Origin of the sequence: Fulvivirga ligni (assembly GCF_021389935.1) — a bacterium.
Classification (GTDB): domain Bacteria; phylum Bacteroidota; class Bacteroidia; order Cytophagales; family Cyclobacteriaceae; genus Fulvivirga; species Fulvivirga ligni.
This window is the reverse complement of record NZ_CP089979.1, coordinates 5476837-5490642: the sequence shown is the minus strand read 5'-3', so window position 1 is coordinate 5490642 and position 13806 is coordinate 5476837. Positions and strand designations below refer to the sequence as shown.

Here is a 13806-nt window from a genome sequence, read left to right as displayed (position 1 = left end):
TTAATTTTGTACAGCTGGTCTGATAACGATGCTGCCCACCTCCACATCATTGGGCTGACTTATGGCATATACCACTGCGTTAGCTATAGCCTCAGGTGATATGGCTATTTTTGAAACCGCTGATTTTAATTCTTCATTATCTATATCATCAACAAAGCTTGTTTTAGTCATCCCGGGTGATATGGAAGTAATACGTATTTTTCCATCAGACTCTTGCCTAAATGCTTCTGATAGGGTTCTAACGGCATTTTTGGTGGCGGCATAGACTCCTTGTAGCGGTGTGATTTTAATCCCTGAGGTAGAAATGATATTCACGATATGTCCGCTATGCTGCTTTTTGAAAATTGGGAGGGCAGCAGCCATACCATTAAGAGTACCCTTAAGGTTAATGTCAATCATATTATTCCAGCCTTTGATGTCTAGTTCGTCTATTCTGCTTATGGCCGCTACGCCTGCATTATTTACAATCACATCTAATTTACCGAATTTTTCCACGGCAAGTTCAGCTAGATTTTGCAAGTCACGTTGTTGTGTTACATCAGCTCGTAGATAAAAGGCTTCACCATGTGCGTGTTTAATTTCGCTCACTACCTCCTGAAGTTGATGTTCTCTTCTGGCTCCCAGAACTACTTTGGCTCCCAGCTTTGTCAGGGTAATTGCTATGGCTTTACCGATGCCGCTGCTGGCACCTGTTATTGCTACTACTTTGTTTTTTATATTTTGCATGATTCCATTTATTGATTCATGCAAAGCTGTGAACCTAATTACCAAATACTGTAGCCAGGTTGGTAGATATTGTAGTAAGATTGGTTACCCGGCAGAAAGCCGAGCGACTTATCAATGATTTTAATTGGGAAACGCCAGAAAAGATACTTGAAGTTCGCCTAGCTTGGTGTAGCCCAAAGCGTTCATATGGATAGCATCATGATAATATACATCCTTATTGTAAATGCTGTAGCCACCAAGGGTAAACTGATCCAGATAAGGAATACCGTGCAGCTCACATATTTTTTTCTGCATATCTACATATTTCACCATGCCTTTTTCATCAAACGGATCATAGCCACCTCTGCCGGTAAAGGCCTTACTTGAAGTGAAGAAATAGATGGTGGCTTTCGGGTTGAGCTCATATATTTTTTTGATGCAGTAATTGATGCCCCCTGCCTGAGTGGTGAGTTTTTCTTTATTATAGTTGTCAAACTCAGTGTAGTCCGTATATTCTCCAATGGCTCTGTTATTTGTATAATCATTAGTGGAGGCCCAAAGTACATATATATCAAACACACCAGCTTCATCTATCTGCTGTTGCATAGATTTTCCTTGTAATGATGAAAACCCGGCACCAGGCACGCCGTAGTTTGTGATTTTCATTCCTAAAAATCTTTCCCACAATACTTTAGCACTATCACTGGGAGGTATTACAGAAACAGAACCGCCAAATACAGCCACAGATTTCCCGTAGTTGGCTGAGGCTTTTGTGGTTGCTAGCTCTGATTTTTGAGCACATGCGGCGCCTGAAATAAATAAAAGTGATAGGAGGAAACACTGAAAGAATTTAGTCATAGTAGCTTTTTTGCTAAAATTAGGAAAGATGATGTGAAATGTGATGGTGTTGAGGTAGATATGTCTGGATAATGCTCTAGGTCATTTTATAGATACTTGATTAATATTATTGAGATGTAGAATAAGACAGCAACTTTAAAATGAAACCATTATCTTTAAAAAATTGTAAAGTCATACAGATGAATACACCAGAGATAAGACTAGAGCTACATAGAATCATAGATCAGATCAATGACAGTCGCTTATTGGAGGCGGTCTATACGTTGCTATCTTCTCAAGATGGACAGGTAAAGTCCATATCCAAAGAAATGATGGATAGTATGCTGGAGGCGTCTGAGGCTGACATAAAAGCAGGTCGTTTAACAGACCACCAATCATTAAAAGAAGAAATTCAATCTTGGAGAAAGAAGTAATCTGGACAGAACATGCTAAGTCTGATCTTCGCCAGATTTATGAATTTAACTTACCATTATTAGGAGAGAAAAAATCCTTTAAAATTATTGATTCAATTATGGCTAAGGTAGAAAGGCTTTCTAATCCTATCATTGGAGGCACGCGCTACATTAGCGATCTTCATCCAGAAATAAACTATCAAAAACTAATCATTAGTAATTATCTTCTAATATATAGAGAAGAAGGCTCTAAAATTTTTGTTAACCGAGTTTTTGATAGCCGACAAGATCCGAAAAAAGTGAGACTCTAGACTCCACCTATTCGTTTGGCTTCAATAGTAATTCTACTTGTTATACACTTAACAATAACCCTCTCATCCAGAATCCTTTACATTACTCACCGTCGGAATATTACCAATTTGTCGATTTTGTTATAGCCTTATTTGTCGGAAATGTATCATTAAATGGCGGTAATGCTATATTTTTAGCACATGCTTGCTAGGTAAATTTGTTATAGAGAGATTTTAATGTTTAACCTATAATTTTTTAAATCTATTTACTATGGCAGTTACAATTTATAGAGATGTAAAGTTTAAAGGCCGCAAGGCTGAGTTGGGAATAGGCGAATATGCCAGAATTCCTATTGGCAATGATTCTATCAGTTCGATTAAGGTAAAAGATGGCTTTTTCGTAAAGTTCTACAGAGATTCTGGTTTTAGGGGACCATACAGAGTGATCTTTGCCGGAGATTATACTTCTATTCCAAATTGGAATGATAAGATCAGCTCTATTGAAGTGTTTGAGCATGATACAGACCTTTTTCCTTTGATCCAGTTTTATGAGCATATCGGATTCAAGGGCTTCAAGCAAAGCCTGGCAGGAGTAGGGCAGAGCTCAGATTATGCATTTCCCTTTCTGAAAAATGATACCATTTCCTCTATGAAAGTACCGGTAGGTACAGCAGTGGTATTGTATAAAGACAAGCACATGAAAGGTGGCCACAGGGAGTTTGATCCGGGGGATTATGATAACCTTAAAACTTTTGGATTTAATGATAATGTTTCGAGCATAAAGATATTACAGCCGGATCTGGAGTTGATCAAAATTGAATATACAGATATTGTTTCAACGCCTACTGGTGGCACTATCACTCTTTTTGATGAAACAACTAATCTCACCGATAAAGATCAGGTTTCTCATCTGGTGTTGGAAAACGAGATCAGCCAATCTATTACAAGATCATTTAGCAGAAGTACCATGGTAGGCATCTCTATTAGTAAAACAGCTACTGTGGGGGTGAGCAAAGGACCTGTTTCAGCAGAGCTTTCAAGTACCATTACTGCCACGCTGGAGAATACTTTTACCATTGGTGAGGAGGAAACTAAAACAGAAACGGACGCCTTTAAGAAAGAAGTTACTGTCACTATTCCCCCAAAGTCTATAGGAAAGGTGATGATGATGCTGTCTCCTCAGAAGACTAAGATAACGGCTATTTATACTTTTGCGCTTAAAGAGAGTAAAAAAACCTTTGAGCAGGAAGTGATCATAGAAGTTGACAGTGTACAAAAAGGAGAAGCCTCAATATCAGTGGATCCTATTGAAGCTTAAAAGCCAAGATTCTATACCTAATCATAAATAAGAATAGTCTCAAAAGTGTGACAAAATACTTCTTGTCATCGCTTTTGAGACTTCCTTTTTTAAGCTGTTTCTTCAACCAGCTCTGCCACCTGAATGTTAGCGATGAGCTTTATGTTTTCTCCTAATCCAAGGCCTCCGGTATCAGTAAGTTTATTCCAGGTCATGCCGAATTCCATACGATTAACAACCCCTGTTACCTCAAAGCCGTGCTTGATGTTCCCATGGCCATCGCCAGCTGAGCCACCGTATTCTACATTAAGAGCCACAGGCTTGGTAACACCTTTCATGGTGAGGTTGCCAGCCATAGCATAATTTTCATCGTCAACCTTGCTAAAAGAGATTGATTCAAAGCTGATTTCAGGGTAAGTTTCTGCCTCAAAAAAATCACCACTTTGCAGGTGGCCATCGCGCTGCGGCTGGTTAGTGTCTATACTGCTAACATCTATAGTGAAATTTACTTTTGCACCACTAAAATCATCACCGTCAGTTTTTGCCTCACCGCTAAACTTGTTAAAAGATCCTGTAACGGTGGAGATCACCAGATGCTTGATCTTGAAAAGGACTTCTGAATGTGTAGGGTCAATCACCCATGTTTTTGAACTTGCCATAATTGCTTTTTTCAATTTGTTATTGGCTCAAAATTATCCTTCTTTGCTATACTAAATATAGTTGTTACCTCTTGGTAAGTAGTTACCTTCGGGTAAGTAATTTGATAATCAATTGGTTATGAATCAGAAGAGCGAAGTTTGCCAGCAGAAGTTGATGATTTCAAGAGATGCCATGGAGGTGATTCAGGGCAAATGGCGATTGCCCATAGTATTGGCACTTACTTTTGGCAATAAAAGATTTGGAGAGCTTCAGAGAGATATTGGAGACATCTCACCCAAGATGCTTTCTCAGGAGCTTAAGTCTCTGGAAATGAATAAAATCATAACCAGAACTTTGTATGATAGCATGCCGGTTACGGTAGAATATTCATTAACACCTTTAGGGCATTCCATGCATAAACTGCTGGATGAGATACTCGATTGGGGTGTTCATTTCAGAAAAGAAATAATGGAAAAGTAAATTTCACCAGTCACCAGGCTCCTGCCTGGTGACTGGTGAAATGCTTATTTTCCATCAATTATTGACTTCTTTATATACTTTACCTCCTGATTTGAAGGTGCCGAATATTTCAACAGAATTATTTGTGCTGTTATTTCCATTCTCTCCTAAATACAAAAAGTTGAAACTCATCTCGGCGGTTTCATTATTGTAATGATAGTTGAAGACGTCAAAGCTATCTTCGTTTTCATCATAATAACTATCAAACTCAAACCATTTTCCATCTTCCATAGGAATCAGGGCATTCAAGTCAAAATCTGAAGTATACATGTATTCTTCATCAGTATTTATGTTGGATATTATTAATATGATTCGGCTATTGTCAGTTGCCTGCGAGCTGGGAGTATTAAACCTTGTGAATTCCAGTCTATGAGTGTTCTGACCGTAAGACGTTACTCTATCATATGGAGACACTGAATACTCATAACTAAAGTTATGCTGAAATTCCTCTCCAGTAGGGTATGTGCCATTGATGGTGCCTTCAAAAGTGCCAATGTGGTAAAGACCATCTTCACCGGTAATTCCTTTGGTTCCTTTTTCCCCCTGATCGCCTACTTCGCCAGTAGGGCCAATGTCTCCGTCTTCTCCATCGCAAGAGAATAGGGTGAGGGAGAGCGTTAATAATAATATAATTGGGTAGCTGTAAGCTATTTTAGATATGTAATGCATGATTTTTTAATTCTACTTTTTGCGTAAAAGAACTTCAGTATAAATCTTGGTGCCAGAAAAGAAGGACCCTTCAATTTGTAATGGCTGTTTGGTAGAATTGTCCTCGCCATCATCGGAAAAAGAAAAATCAAAGGACAAAATACCATCTTGATAGAGAATGTTGTCTATCAGCATGTTATCCATTCTGAAGATATTCGCCTGAAAACTGAACAGACTGTTAGCGCTATCCTCTTTTTCTAATAGAAATGAGCAGTAGTAGAAGTCAAAAGTCTCATTTTCTGCATCATATTCGCCATCAAAGCCGAAATATGGGTTTGCTCTAGGGTATGAAAACTGATTTTCAAATTGGTACCTCGTTATATGTACCCTGCCCCCTGAGTCGGCCGAAGCAAAAGGATCATCGGCATATATATAATGAATTAATTCTTCAAATTCGGTACCATCTGCTCTGTGGCCTTTTACGGTTAGATCAAAATAACCTGCCTCTATTAATTCGGTGAAGCCTTTCGCACCCTCTTCTCCGGTATCGCCCACTTCTCCTTCTAATCCTTTTTTTCCTTTGGGTCCTATTTCACCATCATCTCCGCAAGAGAACAGGCTAAAAGCTAGTGCAAGTACTAACATGGCACGTAGAGTGCTGCTTAAATATTTATTGAAATTCATTCTGAGTAATTTTAAAGTTCTTGATTGTCAGAAATGCGGATTTTACCACCTGAAAAAAATGAGCCCTCTATAAGAAGCGGTCTGTTGTTTGTGCTATAGCCACTTTCGTTCGGGTCAAAATCAACAGTAAAGTCAAATGAAAGCGTGCTATCTGAAGCATTAAAGTTGAAATTAGAGGTCTCTATTTGTGATGTAGACAGGTACAGATAAAATATGGAGCTCGGAGTTATCTCCTTTGCATAAGTGAAGTCTACATAAGGAAATGTGAGTTCACCTTTTTCCAGATCGATATCTGCATTTATAGTCATATTCAGGTTTTCACTATAAAGGTCTGCTGGAGTAGCCACGCGCTGAAGCCTGATTTCGTGGCCAGAAATAAGGTCAAAATCGTTTTGCGCATACGTGTATTCAAACGTTTCTTCGAATTCTGTTTTATCTTTTCTAACACCTTTTAAGGTGCCTTTGAAATAGCCAGATTGAACGCCAACGCCCAAACCCTGGTCGCCGGTATCTCCGGCCTCGCCTTTGCTGCCGGTTTCGCCCTGAGCTCCCTGAGGGCCAATTTCACCATCTTCCACGTCAAAGCAGGAGGTGAGTAGAAAAAAACTGATGAAGAGTAAAAAGATGTAAGGGGGTAGTGTCCCAAATCGATGAAGATGTTTCATATTGATGATAATGTAAAAAATGAAGCTTCAAATTTATCTACATTATCAGAGGCTGAATATAACAAAACCGCCATCGGCTATAATATTCCCGACATGAAAGCTTTTTAGGTTAGGGTTAACCCAGTCGCTCGGCTCCAGCCGAGTGACCCATAAGCATTAGGCCTCTGGCCGATCAACTACCAACTTTCAAATGTTGATGCAAGAGAGTCATCCAGCGAACCGGCCAGAAGCCTCGGAAATAGTAGTCACTCGGCAGGAGCCGAGCGACTGGTAAGTATCAAAAACTAAGTTAGATGTCAATGCTAATTTTAACTTTTCCTCCTAGCCCTTTTTCCACTATATCATAAAGTGTCTTTAAGGTCAGGTTGCTGCCATCATTTTCAACTCTAGAAATGTAAGTTCTTTTCTTATCAACTATTTCACCAAGTTGCTGCTGTGTAAGTTGTTTCTTTTCACGAGCTTCTCTGATCAATAAGCCAATCTTTAGGCCTTCAAACTCTCGATCGAGTTGATCTCTCCGGGCAGTTCCTTTTTCACCATAAACCTCATCTTTTATGGTTTTCCACGATTTAGTTTCCATTTTCCTCAGATTTATTCTGAAAGTATTCATTCATTAGTCTTTCAGCTTTTTTAATTTGATTCTTTGGCGTTTTTTGAGTTTTCTTCTGGAAGCCATTTAATAATATCACTAGTTGATCTCCATCCAAAAAACAAAACACTCTCCAAATATTAGAACCTAGCTGTATCCTAGCTTCATAAAGTCCTTCTGTACCAGTGAGGTGCTTTAGATAAGTGCTAGGTACGCGCTCCAGAGTTTCTATTGCTTCAATTATTTTAAAGATTTTATCCTGAACTTTGATGGTTTGTGAGTTGAGGAATTCTTCAAAGTAGTGTTTGTAAGCAACGACTTCTCTGACTTTATTCATAATGCAAAGGTAACTTAAAAGTTACTATGAATCAAGGGGGGTTCTAGCTCAGTCGCTCGACCCCAGCCGAGTGACCCATAAGCATTAGGCCTCTGGCTGATTAACTACCAACTTTCAAGTGTCGATGCAAGAGAGTCATCCAGCGAACCGGCCAGAGGTCTCGGAAATATTAGTCACTCGGCTGGAGCCGAGCGACTGGAAAGATTAATAAGGCAAATTATTACTATTCTGTTGCTGATGCAGTCTATCCATTAATCTGTCTCTTGGAGGAGAGGAGCGATTATCTTCAAAAGATAGATTGCTTAAATAGGACATCTTGGCTACTTTTTTCTTTTGTGCCTCCCTCTCTTGAAGTACTTTGTTGATTTTTTCAATTAGCTCTGATGAGGCTGATGGTCTTAATTCATTAATAGCAGCGTTGGCCACTATCTCCACATCATCTTTAATCATGGAGATAAGCAGTTGCTTTACTTTTTCCTCTTTCTTTTTTGGGGCTAGCAGTTCAATACACTTCAACCTAATGTTAAACATACCGTGTTCAGCAGCAAATATTAAATCATCGGCATTTCCTTGCTGGCCCCATTTGGACACATCTTTTTCGGTGATATTGCGCAATTTGTGTTTGTATAGAAGCCGCTCTAAAAAGGTCATGATTGAATTTATATATTTTAACTTAACCCAGTCGCTCGGCTCCTGCCGAGTGACTGCACATTATTAATTGTCTGAGTTTTCAATTTCCTTAAATCTGGATTTATCTGTCGGTTTAGGATCAGCCAGTTCGTAATGTTGAGTGTTGAGCTTATCTAAACCTAATAAACTCATGTAGTCATCGGCTATGGCTCGTTGAAGATATATTTTTCCGGTGCCAGCCCAGTGTCTGTCCTGGCCATTTTTCTTTATACCAGAAATCCAGTACTCATCGTGAGTTTCTAGGTCATAAAAATTACCGGTGCTAACATTCAGTTGCTTGAAAGCCTGATCATTAAAGTAAATTGTTCTGCCAGATTTGGAAAATTCCACTAGACCAATCCATGCCTCACCACGATCATTCTGATCTGATTTATGCTCTATATACATGATCTTGTTTTTCATACACTCTTTTTCAAAAACTTCTAACCCAGTCGCTCGGCTCCAGCCGCGTGACCCATAATCATTAGGCCTCTGGCCGATTAACTGCCAACTTTCAAGTGTCTAAACAAGAGAGTCTTCCAGCGAACCGGCCAGAGGCCTCGGGAATAGTAGTCACTCCGCTGGAGCCGAGTGACTGTTTAGCTGTTTAGGCATGCTATACTTACACGCTCTTTTTCAAAAACTTCTTTGCGAGCCATTTTCTTACTGGTTCGTCATATACTTTCAGCAAAATGTATGAAAGAATGACCATGGCTATCAATAATACCAAACCTACTAATGTGCCTGTTACTATTGACACGTTATTTTTATAGATCCACGCATAAAATGCATAGATAAATGGATAATGGATGATATAGATTGGGTAGGAGATGTCTCCCAGGAATTTACAAACTTTAGCAGAGGCCTTGCTCGTTACTTCACCAATGGTGCCCAGGTAAATGACTATCGGGAAGAGTAAAATCACTGATAATGAATCATAAAGGCCGTTCATCCATACGTTTTCATGACCACCAATCCTTGGGAAACTCAAAATAGCTACCAGCAGGATAGACGATATCAGGAAGGTGCTCTTGGTGCGTTTCACGGTGATGGATCTTCTTAGCAGCATACCGGCCATGTAAGGAAATAGCAGTCTGGTAAATCCTATTCTCAGCTGCTCTGCATCAAGCGACCAGCCGCCGATAATGTCACCATTAGGGCTGGTTACAGCCAGGTGAATGAGGGCGGCTCCTGCAATACCTACCAGTATGCCCAGCCCTAGTTTAGACAGTCTTCTGAGTATAAGTGCATGCAGAATGTTGGCCACATATTCAAAAAACAATGACCAGGCAGGCCCGTTGAGTGGATGCATCTCATTCCAACCTCTGATATCCATAGACGGAGGCACAGGAATAAGCGTGTAGCCAATTACCATGATAAGTAGCATTTCCCAAACAGAAGTATCGGCTACTTTAGGGAAAACGCCAGACTCGCTAAAATAATAGCACAGGGCACCAATGGTCATGGCTACTATTATCATAGGGTGAAGCCTGATGATGCGGCGCTTGAAGAAATCTTTCAAGGTCATTTTACTCCATCGGTCATCATAGGCGTGAGCCATTACATAACCTGAGAGCATGAAAAAGAAGTCTACGGCCAGGTAGCCGTGGTTGATGATTTGCTCCACATGGTCGCCGTTAGCGTACCATTCCAGCACATGAAATAATACCACCACTATGGCCGCCACCCCTCTGAGGGCATCCAGAATGAGGAAATGCCGTTTGGAGTCACTATAGGCTGAGCTTGATTGTATCACGTTATTTATTCTATGAGGTTGATAATCAGTTTATTATATCATATTTTGAAGTTTGGCGTATTGTAGTAGCATAATGGTTTTTCCGTCTTTTATCTCTCCGGTGCTGATCATATTGAAGGCCTGGTCAAAGTCATATTCCAGCACCTCTATGTTTTCCTGCTCCTCATCCAGGCCGCCGCCATCGCTCACCTTCATGCCTTTATCGTACTCCGCTATGAAGAAATGAACGATTTCCGTCACTGATCCTGGCGACATGTACGCTTCGAATATTTTAGTGACGTTATTTATTCTATAGCCGGTCTCTTCTTCCGCTTCTTTTTTAATACAATCTACAGCATTATTTTTATCTAGCAAGCCGGCGCAGGCTTCTATCATCATGCCGGTGTCGTTACCGTTTACGTAGGTGGGTAGTCTGAATTGGCGGGTGAGAATCACCGTTTTGCGAGTTTTATTATACAGGAGAATGGTGGCGCCATTTCCTCTGTCATAAGCCTCCCGGACTTGGGTCTCCCACTGGCCATTTTCTTTTTGAACTTCGTAAGTGACCTTGTTCAGTACGTACCAGTTATCAGACAGTACTTCTGTGTTCACTATTTTCACTTCAGCGTTTTTCATGCGGTATTCAGTTGATGTCCCTAAAATCCTTTTATTTTATGATTTATTAAAGCTTTATTTTCAATCTTTTTAAAAGTGGCTTTTCTTCTTTATGGGCAAGTTTTTTATTGACAGTTTGGTGTGGAGGGCTAGAACAGTAAGATACCCATCGCCCGGCAGAGGCCGAGCGACGGGTAAAAGATTGAAGGCTTCTAAAGATGGCTCAGAAGGTATGATTAATCACAATCATTACTTTTTGAATCGCCATCAAAGGTCCAGCCGTTGGTGGCTAATATTTGTCGGGCAGCCTCACCCTCATCACAATATTCCATTTCGCGGGCACCAAATGCTATATTCTTAGGTATGTTTGATAGCCCCGACCAGCCTTTTAGTGTAGCATCATAGTTGGTTATGGAAGGTCCGGCACGATGAAAAAAGTACCTCATATCTTGCGCCGAAGAAATATCCCACGGGCCTAAATTCTGATCAAAGGATAAAGCGTCTAAAAACATGGTGCTAAAATTGGTAACTGAGCTTACATCCCAATTACTGATATCTTGATTGAACTTAATGGCCGATGAAAATAGTTTTGCCATATCCTTAACATTGCTCACGTTCCATTGGCTAAGGTCCTGATTGAAATTGAGACAGATGCCGAACATGTTTGACATATCTTCCAAAGAGCTTACGTCCCACGTGCTAATATCTGCATTGAAAAGATAGGCTGATTTAAACATGTCAGACATATCTTTTACGCTACTTACATTCCATTGGCTAAGGTCTGCATTAAATGTGATGGCCTGGTTAAACATACCTGACATATCCAGTGCGGCGCTTACATTCCATGCGCTTATGTTACCATTAAACGAGGTGGCATTGGCAAACATTTGGCTCATATTGGTCACCGAGCTCATGTCCCAGCTGTTGAGATCCTGATTAAAAGATGTGGCCGATGCAAACATCATATTGGTTCGGGTAGCATTACTCATGTCCCAGTTATCAATATTGCCATTGAAGGAGGACGCTGCGGCAAACATAAAAGCAAAATTGGTGGTCTCACTAAAGTCAGGTACGTCGGTAGCGGTATAAGTGAGATTATAACATTTCTGAAAAGCATTGGCCATGGATAACCACTTGATTTTACCCCACTGAGCTATGGAGATAATATTCTTGACATAGTCAGAATTTCCAAAGTTGATGGTAGGAAAATCACCTGTAATACTCACCGGGTATACGCCTGGCTGAGCATAAACGTGGGTAATGGCGGTGGTAAGGCCCTCATCAGTCTGGCCATCGCCCCAGTCTACATTGTAATTATAATAGGAGGAATAACCAGAAACATAGGGAATGCCGATGGTTTCATTGGCCGTAGTGGTGCGCCAAAGGGTGACAAAAGCATCAGGATTATAGTTAGAGGCTTTGGAAATAATGATGGAGACATTTGCCCGGGCTGTCATTTCGCCATCGGTGGCCGCCACGGTAATCATGTGACTGTTTTTGGTATCGAAATCTAAGCTTTTACCGGCCGCTAGCTTCAACAGGCCATCCTGGCTGATCTCAAAAAGGTCATCATCATTGGTGCTGATGCTGTAGGTGAGAATATTGTCTGACGTGCCTTTTACCTGGCCGATGTCTGCGCCAGCGGCCAGGTCTTCCACTACCGTGAAATATTGATCATCTATAACCACCGAACCTCGAACGTCAGTGACCTCAATAGTGATCTCGGCAGTGGTGCTATGCTCACCGTCAGAGACGGCCACCAGTATGCTGTGCTGCTGACGGGTTTCATAATCCAGCCTTTTGCCAGCGGCCAGGCTGAGGCCTCCATCATCAGCTATTTCGAAGAGGTCCTGGTCGTTTTCAGTGATGGTGAATGCCAACATATCATCCTCATAATCAATGGCCAGCACCTGACCGATGGTCATATCATCTCGCACGCCTTCGCTGGTGGTGAATGTTTGTGGCCTGATCACCGGGGCCAGGTTAGATAGGCCGCCATCATCATCGCTGCCGCAGGATATGAACAAAGAAAAGCCTAATAGAATAAGAAAAAAGTGTAATTGTTTCATAAGATTAAAGTGGATTAAAAAGTGCTCAAATGTAGCAGGGGCAAGGCTGCGAAGCGTTTCAGATTATAAATTGGCACTTGTGAAACCAAGGCTTAATGCACACTGTACTGCGGCGGGGTGAGCTGTTGCTTTTTTACTGAATCCTGATAGTGCAGATAAGCATTTTCAGGGTTAAGCTCCTCCAGGGCTTGCTCATAAGCCCAGTAAGTTTTTTTCATTTGCCCATAAATCTGGATGAAAAGTAACTCATATTTTCTGGCCATTTCCTCCATGTCTTTCTTGGAAGGATGCGAAGGAAAAGTATGCTCAAAAGAAGGCGAATGAAAGCTAAACATCTTCAGCTTTTCTTCCAGTACCAGCAGCTTCTCCCGTTCTGCATAAGCCTCGTTCAGCTTTTGTAACTCCCACGAACTAAACTGTGACAATACCTGCGACTGCTGAGCACTTTTCCAGGCCATATTGGTAAGAGGATTAAACGGAACAACACTGAAAAATTTGGACGTGATATCAGTCTGAAGGTTCTGGACGAGCCGTTCATCATCAGCCGTGTATACTTTTAGGAAATCATCAAAAAGCGTTTTCACCTCTTTCTGGGTGATGATGCACTGATCTAAAATATAGATATCCATAAACTGAAGCCCATGCTCCAGTTCATACACCAAATCCTGCCGATGGTATTTGCGCTGTTGGTACTGCCTATACAGCTGCACCCCCACATAACCCACCAGCACAACCAGCAGCAATAGCACACTAAATTTAAATGGTTTGGATTTGAACATCACTGAAATAACTATGAGTGAAATCAAATATAGTTTGAGTGAATGTTAGAATCGTTTCAGATTATAAGTTGGGGCTTAAACTTATTGATTATTACTTTTTAAATAAGATTTTTTTGTTTCTGTGCTTTATTTTTTCTTGGAATTATTAAATTAGTGAGATGTTGAAGGTGAAGAATGGTCGTTTGCAACGGTTGTAGGCGATTGTAGTTGGGTGATCAGCTGATTTGCCTAGTCGGAGATACTTTTGACCATTTATAGATCTTAATGACTCTTTGGTAAGACTAATAAATGGTTAAAAGTCTAGAATATGGCTACT

The 13806-nt window shown here is 40.7% G+C and carries 18 protein-coding genes; 4 read left to right on the top strand and 14 right to left on the bottom strand.

The window, feature by feature from the left end; translation table 11 throughout:
• A complete protein-coding gene (locus tag LVD16_RS23190) occupies window positions 1-726 on the bottom strand; it encodes an SDR family oxidoreductase (RefSeq protein ID WP_233770683.1) in 726 nt (241 codons plus the stop codon).
• 120 nt (window positions 727-846) lie between these two features.
• The gene (locus LVD16_RS23185; protein ID WP_233770682.1) at window positions 847-1563 is read right to left on the bottom strand and encodes an SGNH/GDSL hydrolase family protein; all 717 of its coding nucleotides are present in this window, start codon (window positions 1561-1563) and stop codon (window positions 847-849) included.
• A 179-nt stretch (window positions 1564-1742) separates the two neighbouring features.
• Between LVD16_RS23185 and LVD16_RS23180 the strand changes: the two genes are divergently transcribed.
• The 3 genes from LVD16_RS23180 (at window position 1743) to LVD16_RS23170 (ending at window position 3563) form a co-directional block, all read left to right on the top strand.
• Complete coding sequence (locus tag LVD16_RS23180; protein WP_233770681.1) at window positions 1743-1976, top strand: hypothetical protein; 234 nt, start codon at window positions 1743-1745, stop codon at window positions 1974-1976.
• Window positions 1961-2266, top strand: coding sequence for a type II toxin-antitoxin system RelE/ParE family toxin (locus tag LVD16_RS23175; RefSeq protein WP_233770680.1), 306 nt, complete (start codon window positions 1961-1963; stop codon window positions 2264-2266). Before LVD16_RS23180 ends, LVD16_RS23175 begins: the two co-directional genes overlap by 16 nt.
• A gap of 250 nt (window positions 2267-2516) precedes the next feature.
• On the top strand, window positions 2517-3563 hold the full coding sequence (locus LVD16_RS23170; RefSeq protein ID WP_233770679.1) for a beta/gamma crystallin-related protein: 1047 nt from the start codon (window positions 2517-2519) through the stop codon (window positions 3561-3563).
• Window positions 3564-3652: 89 nt separating this feature from the next.
• On the opposite strand, the gene LVD16_RS23165 is transcribed toward LVD16_RS23170, so the two are convergent.
• On the bottom strand, window positions 3653-4201 hold the full coding sequence (locus LVD16_RS23165) for a YceI family protein (RefSeq protein WP_233770678.1): 549 nt from the start codon (window positions 4199-4201) through the stop codon (window positions 3653-3655).
• Window positions 4202-4319: 118 nt separating this feature from the next.
• Between LVD16_RS23165 and LVD16_RS23160 the strand changes: the two genes are divergently transcribed.
• On the top strand, window positions 4320-4661 hold the full coding sequence (locus LVD16_RS23160) for a winged helix-turn-helix transcriptional regulator (RefSeq protein WP_233770677.1): 342 nt from the start codon (window positions 4320-4322) through the stop codon (window positions 4659-4661).
• A 54-nt stretch (window positions 4662-4715) separates the two neighbouring features.
• Here the strand turns inward: LVD16_RS23160 and LVD16_RS23155 are convergent, their stop codons facing one another.
• From LVD16_RS23155 to LVD16_RS23105, 11 genes are all read right to left on the bottom strand, one after another.
• A complete protein-coding gene (locus LVD16_RS23155; protein ID WP_233770676.1) occupies window positions 4716-5369 on the bottom strand; it encodes a collagen-like protein in 654 nt (217 codons plus the stop codon).
• 12 nt (window positions 5370-5381) lie between these two features.
• Entirely contained in the window at window positions 5382-6032 is a 651-nt protein-coding gene (locus tag LVD16_RS23150) for a collagen-like protein (RefSeq protein ID WP_233770675.1), read from the bottom strand.
• A gap of 11 nt (window positions 6033-6043) precedes the next feature.
• On the bottom strand, window positions 6044-6697 hold the full coding sequence (locus tag LVD16_RS23145) for a hypothetical protein (protein ID WP_233770674.1): 654 nt from the start codon (window positions 6695-6697) through the stop codon (window positions 6044-6046).
• A gap of 289 nt (window positions 6698-6986) precedes the next feature.
• The gene (locus LVD16_RS23140; protein WP_233770673.1) at window positions 6987-7277 is read right to left on the bottom strand and encodes a helix-turn-helix domain-containing protein; all 291 of its coding nucleotides are present in this window, start codon (window positions 7275-7277) and stop codon (window positions 6987-6989) included.
• Complete coding sequence (locus tag LVD16_RS23135) at window positions 7267-7623, bottom strand: type II toxin-antitoxin system RelE/ParE family toxin (RefSeq protein ID WP_233770672.1); 357 nt, start codon at window positions 7621-7623, stop codon at window positions 7267-7269. Before LVD16_RS23135 ends, LVD16_RS23140 begins: the two co-directional genes overlap by 11 nt.
• 204 nt (window positions 7624-7827) lie before the next feature.
• Window positions 7828-8238 carry a hypothetical protein gene (locus LVD16_RS23130; RefSeq protein WP_233770671.1) on the bottom strand — a complete coding sequence of 137 codons (411 nt, stop codon included), beginning with the start codon at window positions 8236-8238 and terminating at the stop codon, window positions 7828-7830.
• A 99-nt stretch (window positions 8239-8337) separates the two neighbouring features.
• Window positions 8338-8715 (bottom strand): hypothetical protein, encoded by a 378-nt coding sequence (locus tag LVD16_RS23125; protein WP_233770670.1) that lies wholly within the window; start codon window positions 8713-8715, stop codon window positions 8338-8340.
• A gap of 199 nt (window positions 8716-8914) precedes the next feature.
• Window positions 8915-10048 carry an acyltransferase family protein gene (locus tag LVD16_RS23120; protein ID WP_233770669.1) on the bottom strand — a complete coding sequence of 378 codons (1134 nt, stop codon included), beginning with the start codon at window positions 10046-10048 and terminating at the stop codon, window positions 8915-8917.
• A gap of 33 nt (window positions 10049-10081) precedes the next feature.
• Entirely contained in the window at window positions 10082-10663 is a 582-nt protein-coding gene (gene nudK / locus LVD16_RS23115) for a GDP-mannose pyrophosphatase NudK (protein ID WP_233770668.1), read from the bottom strand.
• A gap of 215 nt (window positions 10664-10878) precedes the next feature.
• Window positions 10879-12711, bottom strand: a complete 1833-nt coding sequence (locus tag LVD16_RS23110; RefSeq protein ID WP_233770667.1) for a BspA family leucine-rich repeat surface protein — start codon at window positions 12709-12711, stop codon at window positions 10879-10881.
• Between the two features lie 92 nt (window positions 12712-12803).
• Window positions 12804-13490: a hypothetical protein gene (locus tag LVD16_RS23105; RefSeq protein WP_233770666.1), complete on the bottom strand. Its 687-nt coding sequence runs from the start codon at window positions 13488-13490 to the stop codon at window positions 12804-12806.
• Window positions 13491-13806: the final 316 nt, after the last annotated feature.

Excerpts from the sequence above, each read along its gene's own strand:
- LVD16_RS23190 (WP_233770683.1), bottom strand. The coding sequence starts at position 726 with ATGCAAAATATAAAAAACAAAGTAGTAGCAATAACAGGTGCCAGCAGC.
- LVD16_RS23185 (WP_233770682.1), bottom strand. The coding sequence starts at position 1,563 with ATGACTAAATTCTTTCAGTGTTTCCTCCTATCACTTTTATTTATTTCA.
- LVD16_RS23180 (WP_233770681.1), top strand. The coding sequence starts at position 1,743 with ATGAATACACCAGAGATAAGACTAGAGCTACATAGAATCATAGATCAG.
- LVD16_RS23170 (WP_233770679.1), top strand. The coding sequence starts at position 2,517 with ATGGCAGTTACAATTTATAGAGATGTAAAGTTTAAAGGCCGCAAGGCT.
- LVD16_RS23165 (WP_233770678.1), bottom strand. The coding sequence starts at position 4,201 with ATGGCAAGTTCAAAAACATGGGTGATTGACCCTACACATTCAGAAGTC.
- LVD16_RS23160 (WP_233770677.1), top strand. The coding sequence starts at position 4,320 with ATGAATCAGAAGAGCGAAGTTTGCCAGCAGAAGTTGATGATTTCAAGA.
- LVD16_RS23155 (WP_233770676.1), bottom strand. The coding sequence starts at position 5,369 with ATGCATTACATATCTAAAATAGCTTACAGCTACCCAATTATATTATTA.
- LVD16_RS23150 (WP_233770675.1), bottom strand. The coding sequence starts at position 6,032 with ATGAATTTCAATAAATATTTAAGCAGCACTCTACGTGCCATGTTAGTA.
- LVD16_RS23145 (WP_233770674.1), bottom strand. The coding sequence starts at position 6,697 with ATGAAACATCTTCATCGATTTGGGACACTACCCCCTTACATCTTTTTA.
- LVD16_RS23140 (WP_233770673.1), bottom strand. The coding sequence starts at position 7,277 with ATGGAAACTAAATCGTGGAAAACCATAAAAGATGAGGTTTATGGTGAA.
- LVD16_RS23135 (WP_233770672.1), bottom strand. The coding sequence starts at position 7,623 with ATGAATAAAGTCAGAGAAGTCGTTGCTTACAAACACTACTTTGAAGAA.
- LVD16_RS23125 (WP_233770670.1), bottom strand. The coding sequence starts at position 8,715 with ATGAAAAACAAGATCATGTATATAGAGCATAAATCAGATCAGAATGAT.
- nudK (WP_233770668.1), bottom strand. The coding sequence starts at position 10,663 with ATGAAAAACGCTGAAGTGAAAATAGTGAACACAGAAGTACTGTCTGAT.
- LVD16_RS23110 (WP_233770667.1), bottom strand. The coding sequence starts at position 12,711 with ATGAAACAATTACACTTTTTTCTTATTCTATTAGGCTTTTCTTTGTTC.
- LVD16_RS23105 (WP_233770666.1), bottom strand. The coding sequence starts at position 13,490 with ATGTTCAAATCCAAACCATTTAAATTTAGTGTGCTATTGCTGCTGGTT.